This window comes from Pseudoalteromonas sp. BMB, assembly GCF_001709235.1.
GTDB classification, from domain to species: Bacteria; Pseudomonadota; Gammaproteobacteria; order Enterobacterales; family Alteromonadaceae; genus Pseudoalteromonas; species Pseudoalteromonas maricaloris.
In genome coordinates this window covers 132665-150404 of record NZ_MBQA01000161.1, presented here as the reverse complement: position 1 = coordinate 150404, position 17740 = coordinate 132665, and the positions used below count along the sequence as shown (strand labels likewise).

14 protein-coding genes and 1 pseudogene are annotated in these 17740 nt (G+C 44.0%); 7 read left to right on the top strand and 8 right to left on the bottom strand.

The genetic code is table 11. The features are described 5' to 3' along the window. Nucleotides 1–34 precede the first annotated feature (34 nt). Nucleotides 35–580, top strand: coding sequence for a DUF6933 domain-containing protein (locus BB427_RS11650; protein WP_069020884.1), 546 nt, complete (start codon nt 35–37; stop codon nt 578–580). Nucleotides 581–596: 16 nt separating this feature from the next. Here BB427_RS11650 and BB427_RS11645 read toward each other — a convergent pair. Next, nucleotides 597–1058, bottom strand: a pseudogene (locus tag BB427_RS11645) (DUF3427 domain-containing protein); the annotation flags it as partial. 246 nt (nt 1059–1304) lie between these two features. Between BB427_RS11645 and BB427_RS11640 the strand changes: the two are divergent. Beyond that, a complete protein-coding gene (locus BB427_RS11640; protein WP_069020882.1) occupies nt 1305–2618 on the top strand; it encodes an ATP-binding protein in 1314 nt (437 codons plus the stop codon). Nucleotides 2619–3150: 532 nt separating this feature from the next. Here the strand turns inward: BB427_RS11640 and BB427_RS11635 are convergent. The 3 genes from BB427_RS11635 to BB427_RS11625 form a co-directional block, all read right to left on the bottom strand. After that, nucleotides 3151–5034 (bottom strand): hypothetical protein, encoded by a 1884-nt coding sequence (locus tag BB427_RS11635; RefSeq protein ID WP_069020881.1) that lies wholly within the window; start codon nt 5032–5034, stop codon nt 3151–3153. Nucleotides 5035–5171: 137 nt separating this feature from the next. Beyond that, the gene (locus BB427_RS11630) at nt 5172–7604 is read right to left on the bottom strand and encodes a YbcC family protein (protein ID WP_069020880.1); all 2433 of its coding nucleotides are present in this window, start codon (nt 7602–7604) and stop codon (nt 5172–5174) included. Beyond that, the gene (locus tag BB427_RS11625; protein WP_069020879.1) at nt 7604–9172 is read right to left on the bottom strand and encodes an NADH-quinone oxidoreductase subunit L; all 1569 of its coding nucleotides are present in this window, start codon (nt 9170–9172) and stop codon (nt 7604–7606) included. The genes BB427_RS11630 and BB427_RS11625 overlap by 1 nt, the downstream gene beginning before the upstream one ends. Before the next feature lie 110 nt (nt 9173–9282). Between BB427_RS11625 and BB427_RS11620 the strand changes: the two genes are divergently transcribed. Then, nucleotides 9283–10176 carry a LysR family transcriptional regulator gene (locus BB427_RS11620; RefSeq protein WP_045990266.1) on the top strand — a complete coding sequence of 298 codons (894 nt, stop codon included), beginning with the start codon at nt 9283–9285 and terminating at the stop codon, nt 10174–10176. A 163-nt stretch (nt 10177–10339) separates the two neighbouring features. Further along, a complete protein-coding gene (locus BB427_RS11615; RefSeq protein ID WP_069020878.1) occupies nt 10340–11959 on the top strand; it encodes a DUF342 domain-containing protein in 1620 nt (539 codons plus the stop codon). A 13-nt stretch (nt 11960–11972) separates the two neighbouring features. Here the strand turns inward: BB427_RS11615 and mutM are convergent, their stop codons facing one another. Together mutM and BB427_RS11605 are read right to left on the bottom strand one after the other, a co-directional pair. After that, nucleotides 11973–12782, bottom strand: a complete 810-nt coding sequence (mutM, locus tag BB427_RS11610) for a bifunctional DNA-formamidopyrimidine glycosylase/DNA-(apurinic or apyrimidinic site) lyase (RefSeq protein ID WP_069020877.1) — start codon at nt 12780–12782, stop codon at nt 11973–11975. 24 nt (nt 12783–12806) lie between these two features. Beyond that, nucleotides 12807–13292, bottom strand: a complete 486-nt coding sequence (locus tag BB427_RS11605) for a hypothetical protein (protein WP_069020876.1) — start codon at nt 13290–13292, stop codon at nt 12807–12809. 207 nt (nt 13293–13499) lie between these two features. On the opposite strand from BB427_RS11605, the gene BB427_RS11600 reads away from it, so the two are divergent. Then, entirely contained in the window at nt 13500–14423 is a 924-nt protein-coding gene (locus BB427_RS11600; protein ID WP_069020875.1) for a manganese-dependent inorganic pyrophosphatase, read from the top strand. 35 nt (nt 14424–14458) lie between these two features. Then, nucleotides 14459–15148 carry a helix-turn-helix transcriptional regulator gene (locus BB427_RS11595; RefSeq protein ID WP_069020874.1) on the top strand — a complete coding sequence of 230 codons (690 nt, stop codon included), beginning with the start codon at nt 14459–14461 and terminating at the stop codon, nt 15146–15148. Here the strand turns inward: BB427_RS11595 and BB427_RS11590 are convergent. After that, nucleotides 15145–15543 carry a hypothetical protein gene (locus tag BB427_RS11590; protein WP_069020873.1) on the bottom strand — a complete coding sequence of 133 codons (399 nt, stop codon included), beginning with the start codon at nt 15541–15543 and terminating at the stop codon, nt 15145–15147. The genes BB427_RS11595 and BB427_RS11590 overlap by 4 nt on opposite strands. 237 nt (nt 15544–15780) lie before the next feature. Here BB427_RS11590 and BB427_RS11585 point away from each other — a divergent pair, with 237 nt between their 5' ends. Beyond that, on the top strand, nt 15781–16482 hold the full coding sequence (locus BB427_RS11585) for a transglutaminase-like domain-containing protein (RefSeq protein WP_069020872.1): 702 nt from the start codon (nt 15781–15783) through the stop codon (nt 16480–16482). Between the two features lie 57 nt (nt 16483–16539). Here BB427_RS11585 and BB427_RS11580 read toward each other — a convergent pair whose 3' ends face one another. Beyond that, on the bottom strand, nt 16540–17583 hold the full coding sequence (locus tag BB427_RS11580; protein WP_069020871.1) for a sensor domain-containing diguanylate cyclase: 1044 nt from the start codon (nt 17581–17583) through the stop codon (nt 16540–16542). Nucleotides 17584–17740 lie beyond the last annotated feature (157 nt).

The window sequence follows — 17740 nt, the reverse complement described above, 5'->3', positions numbered from 1 at the left end:
ACTTCAACTGTCATTAGAATAAAAAGGCAACTGCATGATTAACCTGTTCTGTACACAAAAACTCATTGCAAAGCTCCCTGTCAATGAAGGAGTTATACCCACTTGTTCCGATACAAAACTGACTGATTTAAGTCCGCCAGACACTCACCCTTTGTCAGATTGGCATGCTAATTTGCTCACAATACAACGCAGAAACTGTGTGATCCTGACGCATAATCAAACCCGCTTTCCGGTATTTATTATTGGTCTCACCAAACCAGATTTTGCAAAGTTAGATTTTCTATTTGCTGATAGCTTTATGAATACCTTGCTAAAAGTAGATGCAAATAACCAACAATTACAAAAAGCAGCCTCATTACTCGGCCCGCTAACAATCGCCAAAGCCAATAACCGTAGTGTGCAAGGGACGATGAATCAAATGAAAGGCGATATAGAGCATCAACTTTGGTTCGACCAAATTAACATCATGGATTGTTCGCCGTATAGAACTGCAGCCTGGTTAGCTGAACGCCCATGCATGGTTAAAGGACAAAAAGACTGTATTTGGCCAATTAAGGAAATGCTCGCTTTATTAAGCTAACACCCAATAACAAAAGCTATGCCATTGCTAACTTAGCCGCCTGTTTCCACATGAATGCCGGCATGCTATTTCGCAACTGCCAAGTGATACTCATGGGTTGGCTACCAGTGTGCGATACATAGTCAACTTCGCCAAAATTAACAAATCCTATGGTTTTGCCAAATTCGTCTTTTGCTTGCTCTCTAACAAACAGAAAAAGTCGCTTACCCTTTGCTTTGTGAGTGATATAGTCTAGACCTCTACCATAATCAGGCCTTGCTGAGTTTTGGCTTTGCCAATGGAAAAGCTGTTCATTTATCGCGTAGTCGTGATACATAGTAGTGGGCGAAAACTGCTTTTCGTTTTTATTCAACGTAACGAATAGCTGCTCAATATTTTGCTCTCGAATGCTAAAAACACCTTCTCGAGAATTAGCCTGCTTTTCAAAAGTAGACACACCAAAGCCAACCAATATTTGCTCTCTGGCATAACGAGCCCCAGAATTTACATAATGCCCCAAGTGATAAATACCGTGTGGGCAGGGTTAGTGTGTGACTAAGTGGCGTGAATTAAGACTTTGCCCATACTGCCCCCTTGTCAAAAAGAGAAAGTCTTTCTCAACTAGAACGAACACCCAACACTTTTATGCGCGTAAAAATGTAAAAAACTACACTTTTATGCGCATAAAAGTGTAGCTTGAGTTATAGTATAGGTCGTTAACAATCTTAATTGGCGGGAAATAACAATGCAGCGTAACTTACTTAACGCCTTAATGGCATGGAAAAACCAATCTGTACGCAAGCCATTATTAATCGATGGCGCAAGACAAACAGGTAAAACCTATCTGCTGCAAGAGTTGTTTGGTAACACCTTTGCCAACATCCTTCGTATCGACTTTCTTGAAAATCCAGCCTACAAAGAAGCGTTCGATGGCTCACTCTCACCTGACGAGCTAATAATGAACATTGAGCTTTTGACCAATCAGGTGTTCAACCCAGAAACCGATCTGCTGATATTAGATGAAATTGGCGAATGTGAACGTGCCGTTACCTCACTTAAGTACTTTGCCGAGAAAGCACCCTCCTATTTTGTCGCTGCCAGCGGTTCAAATATTGGTTTGCTCAACACCTTCCCTGTGGGCAAGGTAGAACAATACAATTTACGACCACTGACCTTCCAAGAATTTATTTATGCATCAAACGAGCAAGCGCTGATCAAAGCGTTTGACAGCCAAGCAAGCACACCTGCGGTGCACACTAAATTGATGGATAAACTAACAGATTACTTTTTTACCGGTGGTATGCCGGAAGCCGTTTCTGCTTGGTATCAGTTTAAAGATTCAAGCATTTTAGAGCGGGTTGAAAAAGTCACAAAAATTCATGCCGATTTAGTTGAAGGTTATCGCCGCGATTTTGGTAAGTACGCAGGCAAGGTCGATGCTACACTGATTGAATCTGTGTTTAATAGCATTCCAGCGCAGCTATCACTTGTCAGCGATGAGTCCGTTAAACGCTTTAAATTTAAACATGTGCATGAGCGTAAATCTCGTTATAGCGATTTTGCAACCGCGATCCATTGGCTTCATTGCTGCCGTTTAGCTTTGCCAAACTACCCTGTTGAAGGATTGCCAAAATCGCCACTAGCGGCCTATAAAAAAGAAAATATGGTTAAATTGTTTCTATTTGATGTGGGGCTGCTTAATCATATGCTAGGCAGCAGTTATAAAGAGATTAAGCAACAACGCTATGAATACAAAGGTTACGTGGCTGAAAACTTCGTGCAGCAAGAGCTCACAGCCATCGGCGTTGACCCAAGTTATTCATGGAATGACGCCCGCGCCGAAATCGAATTTATTTTGGCAACCGATGAAGGCGATATCATCCCTATTGAAGTCAAAAGTGGTAACCGTACAAGGGCAAAATCGTTGGCATCTTATGTTGAAAAATGTGCACCAAGTAAAACTTTTAAGTTAACTGGTACACAAGGCTCATCAGCGTTAGAACAAACCAAAATCGTAATGCCTTTGTATTTCACGCAGTATTTACCTCAGAGATGGTAAAAGCGCGTTATCTAGAAGCACAAGATCTACACAAAGTTACCTTATGGGTAACAATTTGAGGCCTGAATGCCTACCATTCGACACTCTGATTTATCACTCTTGGATACCATAGTATCCATATTGAGTTTATTTCTATTGAAATGGACACCATAATGTCCACTTCAGGCTAGGTAAGTTTTCTGCTGACTCATCTCTATCGCATAGAACCAGCAAAAAATAGCCAAACTATGTTGACAGAAATCGTGCTCGATAAAGCCCTTCAAAACTTCTATTTTTAAGTCCTAATAGCAGTATAAAAACGGCACTGTTTTTCCGTAGTCATAGCCAAGAAGCACCACTAAGATTTAGTAAAAGCCATAGACAAGTGGTGGGCAGCTTGGTGAGAAAACAGGCATTTTTGAGCGGTTTATTTTCAGTAAACTTTTGAATTTTTTAATGTTTAGATTGCCACTCAATGAGCAAATTCAAAAAATATATTGAATAAAGCTCACTAACCTCAACAAAAACGCCACCCGAGGGTGGCATTTGTCTTTTACTCTTCTTTATTTTCGAGTGCTTCTTCTCGGCGTAAATAAGCACCAGCTTCATCACTACTTGCACGCAGTTGATGGTTTTGGTCCACTGCTCTCGTTTGCTGATTGAGTTGGTACACTTGTGAGGCATTGCCTAAATCACGCTCGCTGGTAATCGCGGCGATGGATTCTCGGTCTTTTAAGAAGCTAATCACATCTTTACGGATGTCGCTTAGCTGTGCATCGTCTTTATGCATTTCTAAAATATGTCTTGGGTGCTCTAGGTTTTTCATGCCCGTGGCAGCGAAGGTCGTTGATACAATTCTCGACACCACTACCCAAGGGGTAATACTGCTGCGTACTAGCGTATTTTCAGAGCGTGTGGAATCGTGAATACCAGTACCTGTTGATATTTTAGACTCAGTAAATGTCCCTTCACACTTAAAATAAACCAGCAGAGATTCAAACTGCATCTCGGCATAGAATACGTGTGCAGCATTGGTTAGCATTGACGCAAACGATTTAATCAATAAGCCACTTAGCAGTAAATGCACGGCTACCATCACAACAGCGCTGAATGACGCGATGTTTTCTTCGCTGAAGGCACTAGAAAAATTACTGATATTGGCGCTCGTTACATAGTGGTAAATATCTACTATGGCATAAGCAAAAAAGACGCTTAATCCAAGGGTCACTAGCAGCAATAAGTTACCACCAAGTAAGGATAAAAACCTAAAGCGTTCAAATGATTTACCTAAATCTAGGGGTAGAACTTTAGGTTGTACTTCTTGGATCATTTCGCCTTTAAAGCCACCTTTACCATCAACTTGTTCTTGCAAGCTGGGATCTAGCTCCCGATAAACCCGGTTTGGTACTTCTTTATAACGGCGATTAGCCATCACCAAGTTGTCGAGGTTAATAAATATCTCGTTTGGATGTACTGATTCTTGCCAGTTCTCTCTTAATTCAGACACTTCAACCACTGGATTTACTTTGTCTAAACGCGCTTTAAGCATAACAGCAATAATCGCGCTACAGCCAAGTGCAAGCACGATAACGCCCGTGAGATAAGCCCAAGTATGAAAACTAGGCAAAGGCGCAAAAAAGAGCTCAATATCGGCTTTACTTAACTTTCCTTCATCCATGATGTAAGACAAAGTTAAGCCAATCAGGATTGGTAGCACAAAAGAGAGCGAAATCACTTTAGCGAGGGTCGCACTCCCCAAAGATTCAATAGCATGTTCCGCTTTGCGTGAAATCGGTTTAGCCGCGCTGTACCAGCATGACAAAATATATATCATCAGTAAGGTGCTATAGATTGGAAAAGTCAGCTCCCCAGCATCACCGGCAAAGCCAGAAAGCGATACAAACGCCACCACACCATAAAGCACAATTGCGGTTAATGTACTCACCCATGCACCAAATAAGCGTTGGCTCATATTTCTGATAGGATAAGGGAGAAAGAGTAATTTAGGTGCAATGCTGTGAAGCAAACGCGATAAGAACCCTTTCGGTTCTACAAACGTGCTGTTCTTTCGGCCAATCAACATTTCTTCTAGCGTTTTCGCCGCATAAGCCACATCAGCCTTTTCTTGCTGGGCGGTTGAAGTTTCTGACTTACTGAAGTTATACGCTAAAGAGGTGGGATGGTTACGACCCACAAAAAAACGCAGCGTTGCATATATTCCTTTTGCAAGAGAAGTGATCCCAAGACCTAAAATCAACATGCCAAATAGCATGATGATCCAACCCATACCCGCATCGCTCTTAACTGAGCTGGCGGCAATCACCAGTAATGCAATTCCAGCAATAGTTTGTATTGCACCACGAATAGCTGTGATTTTACCTTCCGTTTTAAATGGGTTTTTAAGCCCTAAATCAATAGAGCCATAATCAAAAGCCACTAGCAGCCTCCTTGTATAAACAGTCCAATGTCGGTGGCTAGGAGGTCGTCTAGTTTACGCAGCGTCCAGCCACACCTTTCAATTTCTGCAATACTCTGCACAATAACTTGTTAAGTTGCAACGAGTTTCGTTTGAATTCAAAGAAGTTCCCACTTACTGTTATCAAATCGTCTAACTTCGTTACAATTAGGCGAAATAGACAGAAGATAAAGCCACTCGTTTTCTACCAATTGTTTTACAACTGGATGTGCTGCCATGATTTGCTCTAGTGCTTCGGTTGGTGCTTGTACAATGACGCTTAAACGTTGTGGGGTATGCATCCATTTGTCACCGTTGTGAACGGATTGCATTGGCAAACCAATTCGCAAATCTCCGCCATTGCCCTCAAACACTCCAATTCTGCCCCCCACGATATTATGCAACACCTTGTTACCACTGCCGTATTTGTGGGTATCGGTTACCGAAGCGTTATATTGCATATTGATCCAGTTAGTGACGAGCATAGGGGCGGTTAAAATAGCAGTTAACTGGCTAAAGTCTTGATCTTGCTCGGCGCTGTATTCGTGCAAAAAGACTCGACCTTGCAGGTCAATCCCCTGCGTAACTTGTCTCGGCGCAACCACAAATGCCGCATTGTTGGCAAGGCCCCATTCTGGCCTAACTTGAGACCAATCTTTAGTACGGGCTATAAATTGCTGCTCTAATTGCTGTACGGATAACGCTTTACCAGTTATCGCAAGTGTATGGGCACGCTCTACTCGAGCCAGATGCGCTGCCTGCTTTAACCAGCGGGTTATCTCTGTATCTATTTCGCCATAGGGGGTAATTGTTTCAGTGGTGGTATTATGCAGCGCTGCAATAAACCGCGTTTGCGGCGGAATAGCGATGCCAAGCGCGATTAATTCTGCGCGTACCGCTTGGTCATTAAGAAGTTGCGCGAGTACTTTAACATTCACTTCTCCCGACTGGCCGCCACATGCACCACATTGCAGCCCGGCTTCATGTAAATTATTGGTGGTATGCGCTCCGTGGCCAACCAGTAGGACCGTATCAGCAAATTCGGTCAGTCCCATCCCTTTTAATATGCCAGCTGCGAGTTTAGCTTGCTCCAAAACAGTAACTTCGTGTTCGCCTTGTTTTAATTGCCACTTCCTTGAATCAATATGGCTATCGACGGGATGCTGAGTTTGTTGTAGTGAAAACACTTTGCTAAATAGCTGATAAAAGTAACTCATCCCCATCGACTCCACCATCGAAAATGAAGCCGCAGCAGAATGAGACCAGCTATGCCAACGACCAGCTTGCTGCCGTTTTGTGGCAAGGTGCTGGGGTGCAGGCGTTTGTATTGCGGTGATTGGCGCTTTTAGTAATCCGGGTAACTGTGGCCGACTAAAACGGCAGTTAGTCGCATGATAATCAATCGGTAGGCCAAAGAAACCAGCATAGCCTATGGTTTGAATGCCTGCGCTTTGAGCTTCCAGCGCACGGCGGATCACCTCTGAGCGCACATCAATACAAAAAGCAGCTTGTAAGGTCGGTGTAGCTTGCTCACGAGCCCCCTCAGATTTTACCTGCTGAGTTTTTAGCTGCCCTACTAAAGTGGCTTGATAACAGAGCTCGAGTGCCCGCTGAAATACCAGGCGCGGCAACAATGCTTTTTTATGCTCAAGCACAATCTCAGCAAGTTGCTGCTTTTGCTTGTTCCAATGGTATTGAATACGGGTAAAGGTCGTTGGATGGCGTTCACTCACGTAACGCCAAATCACCAGCTCCCACGCCATTCGAATGGCCAATAGGGCACGCATATCGGAAGCCGGATGCTGGGCAAGATCTGCTTGCCAGCGTTCATAAGCCGCCCAAGATGCCCAACCATTAATATCTAACAGTAGCATGTGTGCATAATCACTCAGCTCATTAAAACCAATCCCTAAGGTGTCGACAGCGAGTGCAATTAAAGACTCAGGAGACGTTGGCAAAGCCTTAAAGTAATCCACTAAACCCGACTCCCCCATAACGATGCTTATTCCCAAATCTCGTGATACGGTTTCATGCCAGTGACGATACACACAGAGTTTATCCTCACCTTGGGTTTGTTTGAGAATAGGCTGCACCTGCTGATAATGCGCGGCGCAAAATTGGCTAATTTGGTGGCTGATCTCCTCTTGCCATGGCATCTTATGCTCAGAGCGATAACGGTCAAGCAAATCCGCTAATGTATGCCAGTGTGGCAATTCGCCGCAATGACTTTTTTTGAGCCAATTGAGTAGTGCATTGGTGCTGCGATCCACCGCGTAATGTGCCGCAGATTGCTGCAATGCTTGCTCTGAAATCGCCTCTTGCTGCCATTTTTCAAGATAAAATGCCACGGGCATCAGCATTCTAACCTGTGCCAATGCACTCATTTTATTGACCACCGCATCAAAGGGCAGATCGCGCATTCCCCAAAATGGATTCACTGCGATCAATTGATCGAGTGGCCAAGTTGGCGCAATACGTGTTTCAGCGCTCAGGAGTTGTTGCTGTTGCGGCTTAGATAGCTGAGTCTGTTTGTTGTCTTGTGTCTCTATCATTACTTCTGCTCCTCGTGCCCTGCAGCATAGCGATGAATGGCTAGGTGTTTCTGCTTTTTAATACTTGGCAAATGGACGGGCCAAAGTAATATGGTTAATCGCGTCATCCACTCGTCTAGGTACAGGCCGGCATACAACACCCGAGAGAGTTTTTGCACCGTTATCAAATGTGCGCGGTAATAGAGCAGATAATTTACTACGATAAGTACCACTACTAAGCTGAGCAACCAAATATCAGCACCATCGAGTGCTTGCGCTCTAAGATCATTTGGTAGCGCGACCACCAAGTGCAATAGCCACTTTTGCGCACTATAGGCTGCCAACAACACAACGGCTGCGGTGATGATTCTAAAATAGCTGCTAGGGGCTTGCGCCTCAAAACGCAGCGCTAACCACACCGTTAATGCGCCAACCATTAATCCCCAAATACTGATAGGACCTTGATATTCAATGACAACTGCAGCTGCTGTAGTGAGGCCAGTTGCCACGGCAAGTGCAATGAGCCATTGCCACAAGGGCGGTTCAAGCTGGTCGCTCAAGCGACGAGTCAAATCTTCATGGATCCACTGGCTTGAGTTTAAAAATGCGTGGGCCTTGTAGGCTGAATGCGCTAATAAGTGTAACAGCGCTAATTCATATAGTCCCAAAGCACACTCCACTAGCATCAGTCCCATTTGTGCACAGGTTGACCAAGCCAAGCGCACTTTTAAACTGATCCGCGTTGTCATGATTAGCGCGGCCAATAATGTCGTTATTCCTGCCACGATCAAGATCAGCCATTTCGCAGCTTCTACGCGTAAAATCAAAGGGCCAAACACCATCACCAAAAAACCACCCAGATTAATGATCCCTGCATGCAGCAGCGCACTTACCGGTGTGGGTGATTCAACCACTTGCATCAACCAGCCATGCACTGGCAGTTGCGCGCACTTTATCAGCGCCACAATTGCAAGTAAGCCAGCTGCTGATTGCTCTAGCGCAGTCAGTGTCGTTGAATGAGTTAAGTAATAGTTTGTGATGTCATTAAGCTGGAGCATACCAGTGCTGAGGTAGATACAAATAAAAGCCCCCATTAGTGCACTTTCTGCCAAGCGCGCCAAAATAAACTTTTTGTGTGCGGCCAATGCCGCTCTCGGGCGGTTAGGATAAAACAGCAGTAGACGATGCAAGCTCAAGCTAATGCCGACCCAAGCCAACCAAAATAGGACTAAGTGATTACTGAGCACCACGATAGTTACGCTCAGTAATGTGGTGAGTAGATAGCGAAAATAGCGGCCCCGGTGTTTTTCACCATGTAAATAGTGAATGGAGTAACGCAGTAAAATAAAGCTCATAAAGCCAATCAATGACACCACGCTAAGCCTTAAAAAGTTTATTTCAAACAGGCTACTGGCAATATCACCTTGCGTTGCCCAACTTCCCCAGCCAAGAGCGATACAAATTGCCACACCGATAGCAAAACCGTTCGCGATACGAAATAACCCAGCGTTACTACGAGACGCTTTGCTCATGAAAGACGCAGCAATCAAAAAGTGTAATAGCAACAGCACCACTAAGATATTAATCATCTCTTTCTATGCTTCTCACCTAAGTCTTGAATTAGGTCATTATTCCAACCTTTTTAATTTAATAAAAATAGATATAATTTAACTATTCGTTCTGTTTTACTTATATATAGATGAGCCGACTTAATTATCACCACCTTTACTACTTTTGGCAGGTTGCCAAGCTCGGAAACCTGACTCAGGCCGCTAAAGAATTACATGTTTCGCAATCTGCGCTCTCTGCGCAAATCAAACAGTTGGAACATAATGTCGGGGTATCACTATTTGAGCGCGTAGGCCGCAGCCTAATGCTTACCGATCAGGGTAAAAAGGTGCTGAGCTATGCCGACGATATTTTTACCACAGGGCAAGAGCTCGAAGCCTTGCTAAGCAAAGGCGTACAGTCAACCACCCACGTGACTATTGGGGTGTTGACCACTCTGTCACGTAACTTTGTAGAGGCTTTTATTAGTCCTTTGATGCGGCGCAGCGATGTGCAATTTAAGTTAAAGTCAGGCAGTATTTCTGAGCTACTCAACGGCTTAACCAATTATGAGCTGGACTTAGTGCTTACCAACCGAACAATAAACCTAGATACTTCAGACCCCTATTGGCAGTGCCAACTGGTTGCCAAGCAACCGCTGGCGATCATTGGTCCGCCTGCGCTCAAGCCAAGCACGCCATTTCCACAAGGCTTTGAAAAAACACGCTGGATCTTGCCACCTGCCAACTCAGATTTACGCACCGCATTTAATGCACTGTGCGCTCAGTATCAGTATTTCCCCAACATTTTGGCAGAGGTCGACGATATGGCGATGATGCGACTACTGGCACGAGACAGTGGCGCGGTGGCTGTTTTACCTGCCGTAGTAGTAAAAGACGAAATAGCCCAAGGGGTGCTACAGCAATATCAGGAACTACCTAATATTTATGAGTATTTTTATGCGATTTCAACACAGAAAAAGGTTGTTCCTGAAGCGATTAAAATCCTGCTGCAAGAAGCTCATGATAAGCCCGCACATTTTTAAGCGCGCTGATTTTATTCATCTGAAAGTATTAGAAAATCACGATTTATTTCTGTTTTTTAACTTAGCCCATATTAACGTAAGAAAATTGGCCTAAGCACTTGACCAATTGGTGTTTCTTTAGCAAGCTGAAACTATAGGATAAAAATTCGACGAGGCAGTTATCGTGTTCAAGCTTGCGCACAATGGCAATATCTTAATGGATGTGAAGTCTGCTTCACCACCAAGTGCTGCGTTTGTGGTTGAAGCCCTTGAAAAGTCGCAATTTGCCGACTGCGAAATTGATCACGACTCGATTAATGCCTTTTTCCAAAGCGACTTCCCCGAGAGCCAAATTGTCGTAGCTAAACAACATGATGCCGAGTTTGAAGTCACCTTAAGTGACGATAAAATGCAGGCCTTTGGGCAACTTAAAACGGCTCGCGGTGGTAAAGCGATATCATTAGAAGAAGCGAAAAAAGCCATTGTTAAAGCAGGCGTCAGTCGTGGCTATAAGCAAGCTTACCTAGAAAATATCCTGCGCAAACAATTTGAACTTCCACCTGGTGAAGAAGCATCTGGATTAATCGCCCAAGGCCGACCACCACAAGACGGCCAGTCAGCAAAATTACTGCCGCATGTACAAACTTTAAAAGAGAGACTCAAGCAGCCTAGAATGCGTGAAGATGGCACCGTTGACATGCGTGATTTTGGTAAGCTTGCAAGCGTTGCACCGGGTGATTTATTGGTGACTCAAAAGCCCGCAACACCAGGTAAAGAAGGCTTTACGGTTAGCGGTGAAAGTATTGAAGCAAAGCCCGGCGACTCATTCCAGCTTATGGCGGGTGAAGGCACCGAGATCAACCCCACCAACCCACTAGAGCTTATCGCAACTATCGCAGGTTGCCCCTCAGATATCGCCAACGGTATGCGCGTGGATGATGTATTTACGATTGCCGATGTCACAGTAAAAAGTGGTCATGTCGACTTTAATGGCAGCGTTGTGGTCACCCATAATGTGGAGCCGGGTATGCACGTAACCGCACAAGGCGATATCACAGTGCTCGGCACGGTAGAATCTGGAGAACTTATCGCAGGTGGTCATATTGAAGTGCGAGGTGGCGTGATTGGCCATGTCGACCATCAAAATAATGAACAAGGCTTAACCTGCAAGCTTATCGCCAAAGGCAATGTTGAGATTGCCCATGGACAATATACTTACCTTGAAGGCGATAACATTATTATCAATAAGCAAAGTAACCACTGCGATATTAAAGCGCAAAAGCTGATACAAGTTGGCACTGGCGATCATCCAAATGGCAAGTTGATAGGTGGCTCAATTATCGATGCACAAATGGTAGTTGCGGGAGAGATTGGCAGTGAGTCTGGCGCTAAGATGATGATTTATCTGGCACGCAAAGGCCTTAAAATCACCCAAGAAACCGATACCCTTTTCAAAGAAGTCGCCGCCACCAATGATGCCCTAGATCAACTACAGCAAGCGATTGAAAAAGCAGAGTTAGTTAAAGACGCCGCTAAAAAGCAACAACTCAAAACTAAAATTGGTGCGACACAGATGCACTACTGTCAACAAGCCGAGCACCTTGAGCAAAAGCTCAGCCAGCTTGATCACGACTTACACGATCTACTAGAGAACACGAAACTTGCAGCAAACAAAGCGCTTCATTCAGGGGTTGAAATCCATATCTTTGACCGCGTGTATAAAACAACCCGCAGTTATCCCCCTTGCTCCGCAACGCTGCAAGAAAACCAAGTTAAGATAGACTTTAAAACCGCAGGATCCTAACCAGCACTTTGCTCTAGCGCTGACATTTAGAACAATACACTGTACTGCGTTGCCCTAGACGTATTTCTTTTAATGGCGTTTTGCAACTTACGCAAGGCTCACCTTTGCGACCATACACCAGCAATTCTTGGGCAAAATAACCCGGTTTACCATCACTTTGAGCAAAGTCTTTGAGTGTCGTTCCCCCTTGTTTGATAGCTGCACTTAAGGTTTCCTTGATGATCGGTGTCAGTAATTGGTAGCGTTTAAGTGAAATTTTACCAGCTTCTTTTTTGGGGTGGATCCCCGCTTTAAACAAAGATTCGTTGGCATAAATATTACCCACACCAACCACCACATGATTATCCATAACAAATTGTTTAATCGGCTGCTTTTTGCCTCTGCTTTTTTCAAATAAGTACTCTGCAGTAAAAAGCTCGGTCAACGGCTCAGGACCCAGCTTTTCAAAAACGCTATGATCTTCGCCCGCACCTTGCCATAAAAAAGCGCCAAAACGACGCGGGTCGTTCAATCTGAGCGACTTACCTGAGGCTAGAATGATCTCCACATGATCATGCTTTTTTAGTGGCTCCGCGCCATCAACAACACGTAAGTTCCCTGACATCCCCAAATGCAAAATCGCAGTGCCATGTTTGGATTCGATAAGCAAATATTTTGCCCGTCGCTTAACCGCAAGCACCTTCTCACCTTCAAGCAATTGTACTTCCTCTGGTACGGGCCATCTCAGCTTACCATTGTGCACTTTTACGCTTTGGATAATATGTTGCTCTAAATACGGTTGAATGCCTAAACGGCTCACTTCGACTTCTGGTAACTCAGGCATAATTCACTCTATTACTATGTGGTATTACAATTCTATCGGTAGAAATAATGCTTTGGCTTGCACGCTATCAAGCTCAAACCAACGCTGTTGTTGTTTATCAAATAATACAAAGCCATCATCGCTAGGATACAGCTGATAGCTAAGCGGAAGCTCTTGGGTTGCCAGCCAAAACTGCGCAGCGCTCAGCGCGGGCTCCAACTGCTTTGGCGCCTCAACAACCAATAGCTGTAAACTTTGCCACTTGGCAACAAGCGCACGTAAGGCATCTTCACTAAAGCTCTGGTTTGAACCTTGCGGTAACTCTATACGCCAGCTCGTGCCAATGCGTTCAATTTTATAGCCAGGAAATGCCACGGTTAAGACAAAGCTTTGCTCTGGTAGCACAGCTTGTATCTTTGCTTTGTCGTCACTGGGATTCAATTTATAGTGGAGGCCGTTGAGAAAAAAGATCATCAGTAACATGGAAAAGATCACCACGTTATTCCACGCCTTACGGCTCATTTGAATCATACCCATCTCCTAAGCGTTTGAGCGGTTAGTGTATAATACTAATTTGTATTTATACATGCTCAATTAGCCCTTGCTCGCCGAGGCTATTTCGCCTAATTCAACAATCTGTCGTTACCGTCCCCTATCTACGCCAAATTGCGCATTTACACTATTTAAATGACAAGTTATTTTGCTAGAATGTGGGCAAAATTTTAAGGAGTTCCGTCAATGGCAATGTATGTAGTGGGTCATAAGATCCCTGATTCAGATTCAATCTGCGGTGCAATCGCACTCGCTTATTTAAAAAACCAAATTGGTGAAGAAGCAATCCCAACGCGTTTGGGTGAAGTTTCGCCGGAGACTCAGTTTATTCTTGACCGTTTTGGTTTTGAAGCACCAGAGCTTAAGATGAGCTATGTTGGCGAAGATGTGTATATCGTTGACCACACTGAAAAAACGCAAGCACCAGACGACATCGATAAAGCAACTGTAGTTGGCGTAGTTGATCACCACAAACTAGGCGACCTTACGACTTCAACACCACTTGAGTGTTGGATCCGCCCAGTTGGCTGTAGTAACACGATCATTAAAATGATGTACGACTTCTACGATGTAGAAATCCCAGCAAACATTGCTGGTATCATGATGTGTGCAATCCTAAGCGACACAGTCATCTTCAAATCACCAACTTGCACCACTGCGGATATCAAATGTGTTGAAGCGCTTGCAAAAATCGCGGGTGTTGAAGATGCTAAAGAGCTTGGCATGGAAATGTTCAAGGTGAAATCAGCAGTTGAAGACACACCAATTCGTGACCTAGTCATGCGTGATTTCAAAGACTTTAACATGAATGGCAACCTTGTTGGTATTGGCCAGCTTGAAGTGGTTGATCTTACTGTATTTGATAAGATCAAAGATGAGCTACATGCCGACATCGCAAAATTAAAAGAAGAAGGTAATCGCCACAGTGTGATGCTACTACTTACTGATATCATGAAAGAAGGCTCACAAATGCTGATCGCTTCTGATGATGAAGCGATCATCGCAAAAGCATACGACGTTGAGCCTGAAGCAAGCAAAGTATGGTTGGACGGCGTACTGAGCCGTAAAAAGCAAGTTGTACCACCATTGCAAGACGCATTCGCTGGTTAATACTGCTCGCCGAGACGAAAGTCTCGGCTGTTTTTATGCTGCACCTCACTCCGGGTATATTCGCCGCATTTGTCAAAGACTTGAATGCCGCGTGCCATTCACACCACCTTATTCAAATCAACCTGCCCTTGAGCGACTGTATCGCGAAAATCGGTGACAAGACGCTATCTGGCCCAAGCGTAATTGCTAGTGGCGTAGAACATAGCTTAAAAATGACCTTAGGCTGGGTGATATTAGTCGAGCCAAAAAGCTTGTATGGTAAGCAACTCCAGAGCAACGGCTGTGCAGCAATCAAGATAAATACTGCACCAAAAAGCAATGCCAAGCTTGCCGAGTTAATACGTACTGTAGGACTTACCGAACTCCCAACGACGGATTTAGATCCACGAATTGACCATGTATTGGCGCAATTAAATGCGTGTTTTAGCGCACAAACCTGCCTTAAACCCAGTCACTTCAGCGCAAATACAATTGCCGAATCGCTTTATCTCTCACCAAGTCGCTTTTTACATCTGTTTACCGAACAAGTAGGGATAGCATGGCGACCTTATGTGCTGTGGCGCAGGCTGATCTGCTCAGTTGTTGCCATACAGCAAGGCAACAACCTTACACAAGCAGCCATGCTCGCGGGGTTTGCAGATAGCGCTCATTTAAGCCGTACATTTAAACGGCAGTTTGGCATTACACCGACTGAAGCATTAAAAACACAAAGCGCTATAAACTAAGCCGCCTGTTTATTACCTCGTTTATAAGCTTCATCAATCAACTTAACCATAGGTAGCGACGATATGGTTAATACGACGAGAAAAATAATCGAATGAACAATCATTTCATCGACCGTATAGCCAATACGAAACTGAATACATGCTTGGATCTGAATGTAAACATTGGCAGCAATAAATAGTGCTAATGACACGCTCCAAAACCACACATCTGTGATAGGACGCTTGCCATAAGCGACGCAAAAGGCACCAAATACATTTAAGAGATCTGCGACCAATAACACAATCCCAGTAAACACGCTCGATTCTATTGCTAAATGATCCGGCAGCGTAAATGCATCATAGATTGAGGCAATAAACGTCAGTAGTAAGAAATAAAATAAGACTTTCCACATCATGCAAGCGACCCTCCATAATCGTAAAACATGTCATCGTGGTCACTTGGTCGCTGCTTCCGTGCTTTCTCAGTACATATCTTATCAACAATCTTTGTTGTTTTTCTCATAGGTTCCTTCCCTAAATACAAAATAAAAAAATCTATTTGTATACCCATTAACTAACCATGAACTTAGCCAGTTTATTCAAGCTTAGTTACCTAAGTTGCATCACACTACTACCAAAATAGGAGCATAACCATGAAGCAATTTTTAGTAACTACCCCTTTAGTTGATTATCAACATTCAGAGATCCAAGGCTTAATAGAAGCAAAAGGTTGGCGGCGACTTGACGCCATCGCGGCAGCGGAACAAATCTATAACTTCGTCAAAGACGACATCGAATTTGGTTATAGTAAGATAGATACACTAACTGCAAGCCAAGTGCTTAAGCAAGGCTATGGACAATGTAATACCAAAGGAACATTACTGGTCGCATTGCTAAGGGCTTGTGATATTCCCACCCGAGTTCATGGGTTTGAGATAGTCAACGATCTTAAACAAGGGTTATTTCCTAGCCTACTGACGTGGTTTGCTCCAAAAAGTATTATCCATAGTTGGGTTGAAGTTTATCTAGAGGAGCGCTGGATAGAGCTTGAAGGTTACATAATAGATGACGGCTACCTAAAACAAGTTCAGCAACAGTTCTCGAAGGCAAAAAACTTTACTGGGTTTGGTATTTCCACTCCCTGTTTACAGCAACCCGATAATCGCTTTTCGTTAAATGGTGCATATATTCAAAAGCAAAGTATCACACGCGATTTAGGGCTTTATACAAGTCCAGATGCGCTTTATCAGCAACACAAAAACCTAACTGGCATCAAGCAATGGCTCTATGCACACTGCTTTAGACATTGGATAAACCAAAGGGTAAAGCGCGTCAGAGCCGGACGCTTCAACTAACTTGGGCGTGCAATAGCAAATTGGCTGCGATTGTGGTTGGTGTATTCAACACCACCTCTATTGCGCGGGGATCACGCAGTTGCGGCCTGCAGCTTTGGCTTGATAGACCGCGTGATCAACGGCTTTTAACGAATGACCAAAAGGTAAATTGGTATTGACTGCTGCGACCCCAAAGCTTGATGTAATGGTGATCTCCCCTGATGGCGTAGAGATAACCGATTGCTCTATTTCTTGTCGTAGGCGCTCGGCGATCACCATCGCTGAATTTACCGGCGTGTTAGGTAACAGCACAATAAACTCTTCCCCCCCTAAACGACACATACAATCTTCTAACCTTAAGGTATTTACGCAGATTTCGGCAAAGCTTTTTAACACTAAATCACCGGTTTCATGGCCGTGATTATCGTTGATTTTTTTAAAGTGATCTATGTCTAGCATCATCATGCTAAATGGATGATCAAAGCGGGCATGACGACTGATCTCACGTTTTGCGTTATCCATTAAAAAACGTCGATTACTCAACCCAGTGAGTGGATCTTTAAACGCCATGTCAGTGAGTTGCAGCTGTAACTGCCATAACTCTTTAACCAGTAATCGGCGACTGCAGCAGTCCGCAATCATCTCTGCAAACGCGATTTCATCTTTGTGCCACGTACGTACGCCATTATTCCCCTCACAGCACACCACTCCGTGAGGAATACCATTTTTAAAGATCACCGTATCTAACATGGTTACTATGTGGTTTGGAGTTAAATAACACTCTTGAAATTCAGAGGTTCTGGGATCGGCAGCAGCGTCGTTCGCATCTATCGATTGACCACTGTTGATTGCTGAAAAATAAGCGGGAAAGTTTTCATACGTTAAAGCAGGCAATTGCACAGGTAACTCATCATCCTGCCAATCTGTATTAGCAACATTGATAAGTTCAGAGGGTTTGTCAAGATCGTCAAACAACCAAACGGAAACCCGAGTGACGTCTAAGGTAAGCTTACCTTCATCTAGTAAATCAATCAGGAAGCTTTGAAATGTTCCCGATACATCAAGCTCCTGCGAACTGAGCCGCCTAAGCCTCTGAGTGACATTGCTAAAGTTCTTCAACATAATACGAAGATTTTATTCTTTTCTGCTAGCATAACGCGCCATAATTTTTAAGCATAGTCTTAAATACTAGAATTAACCTATGTTTAGGAATATTTTCACACGATTATGTAAGAAATAAGAATATAAGTAGAGCAATCCGTAAAGGAGGTAATGCTAA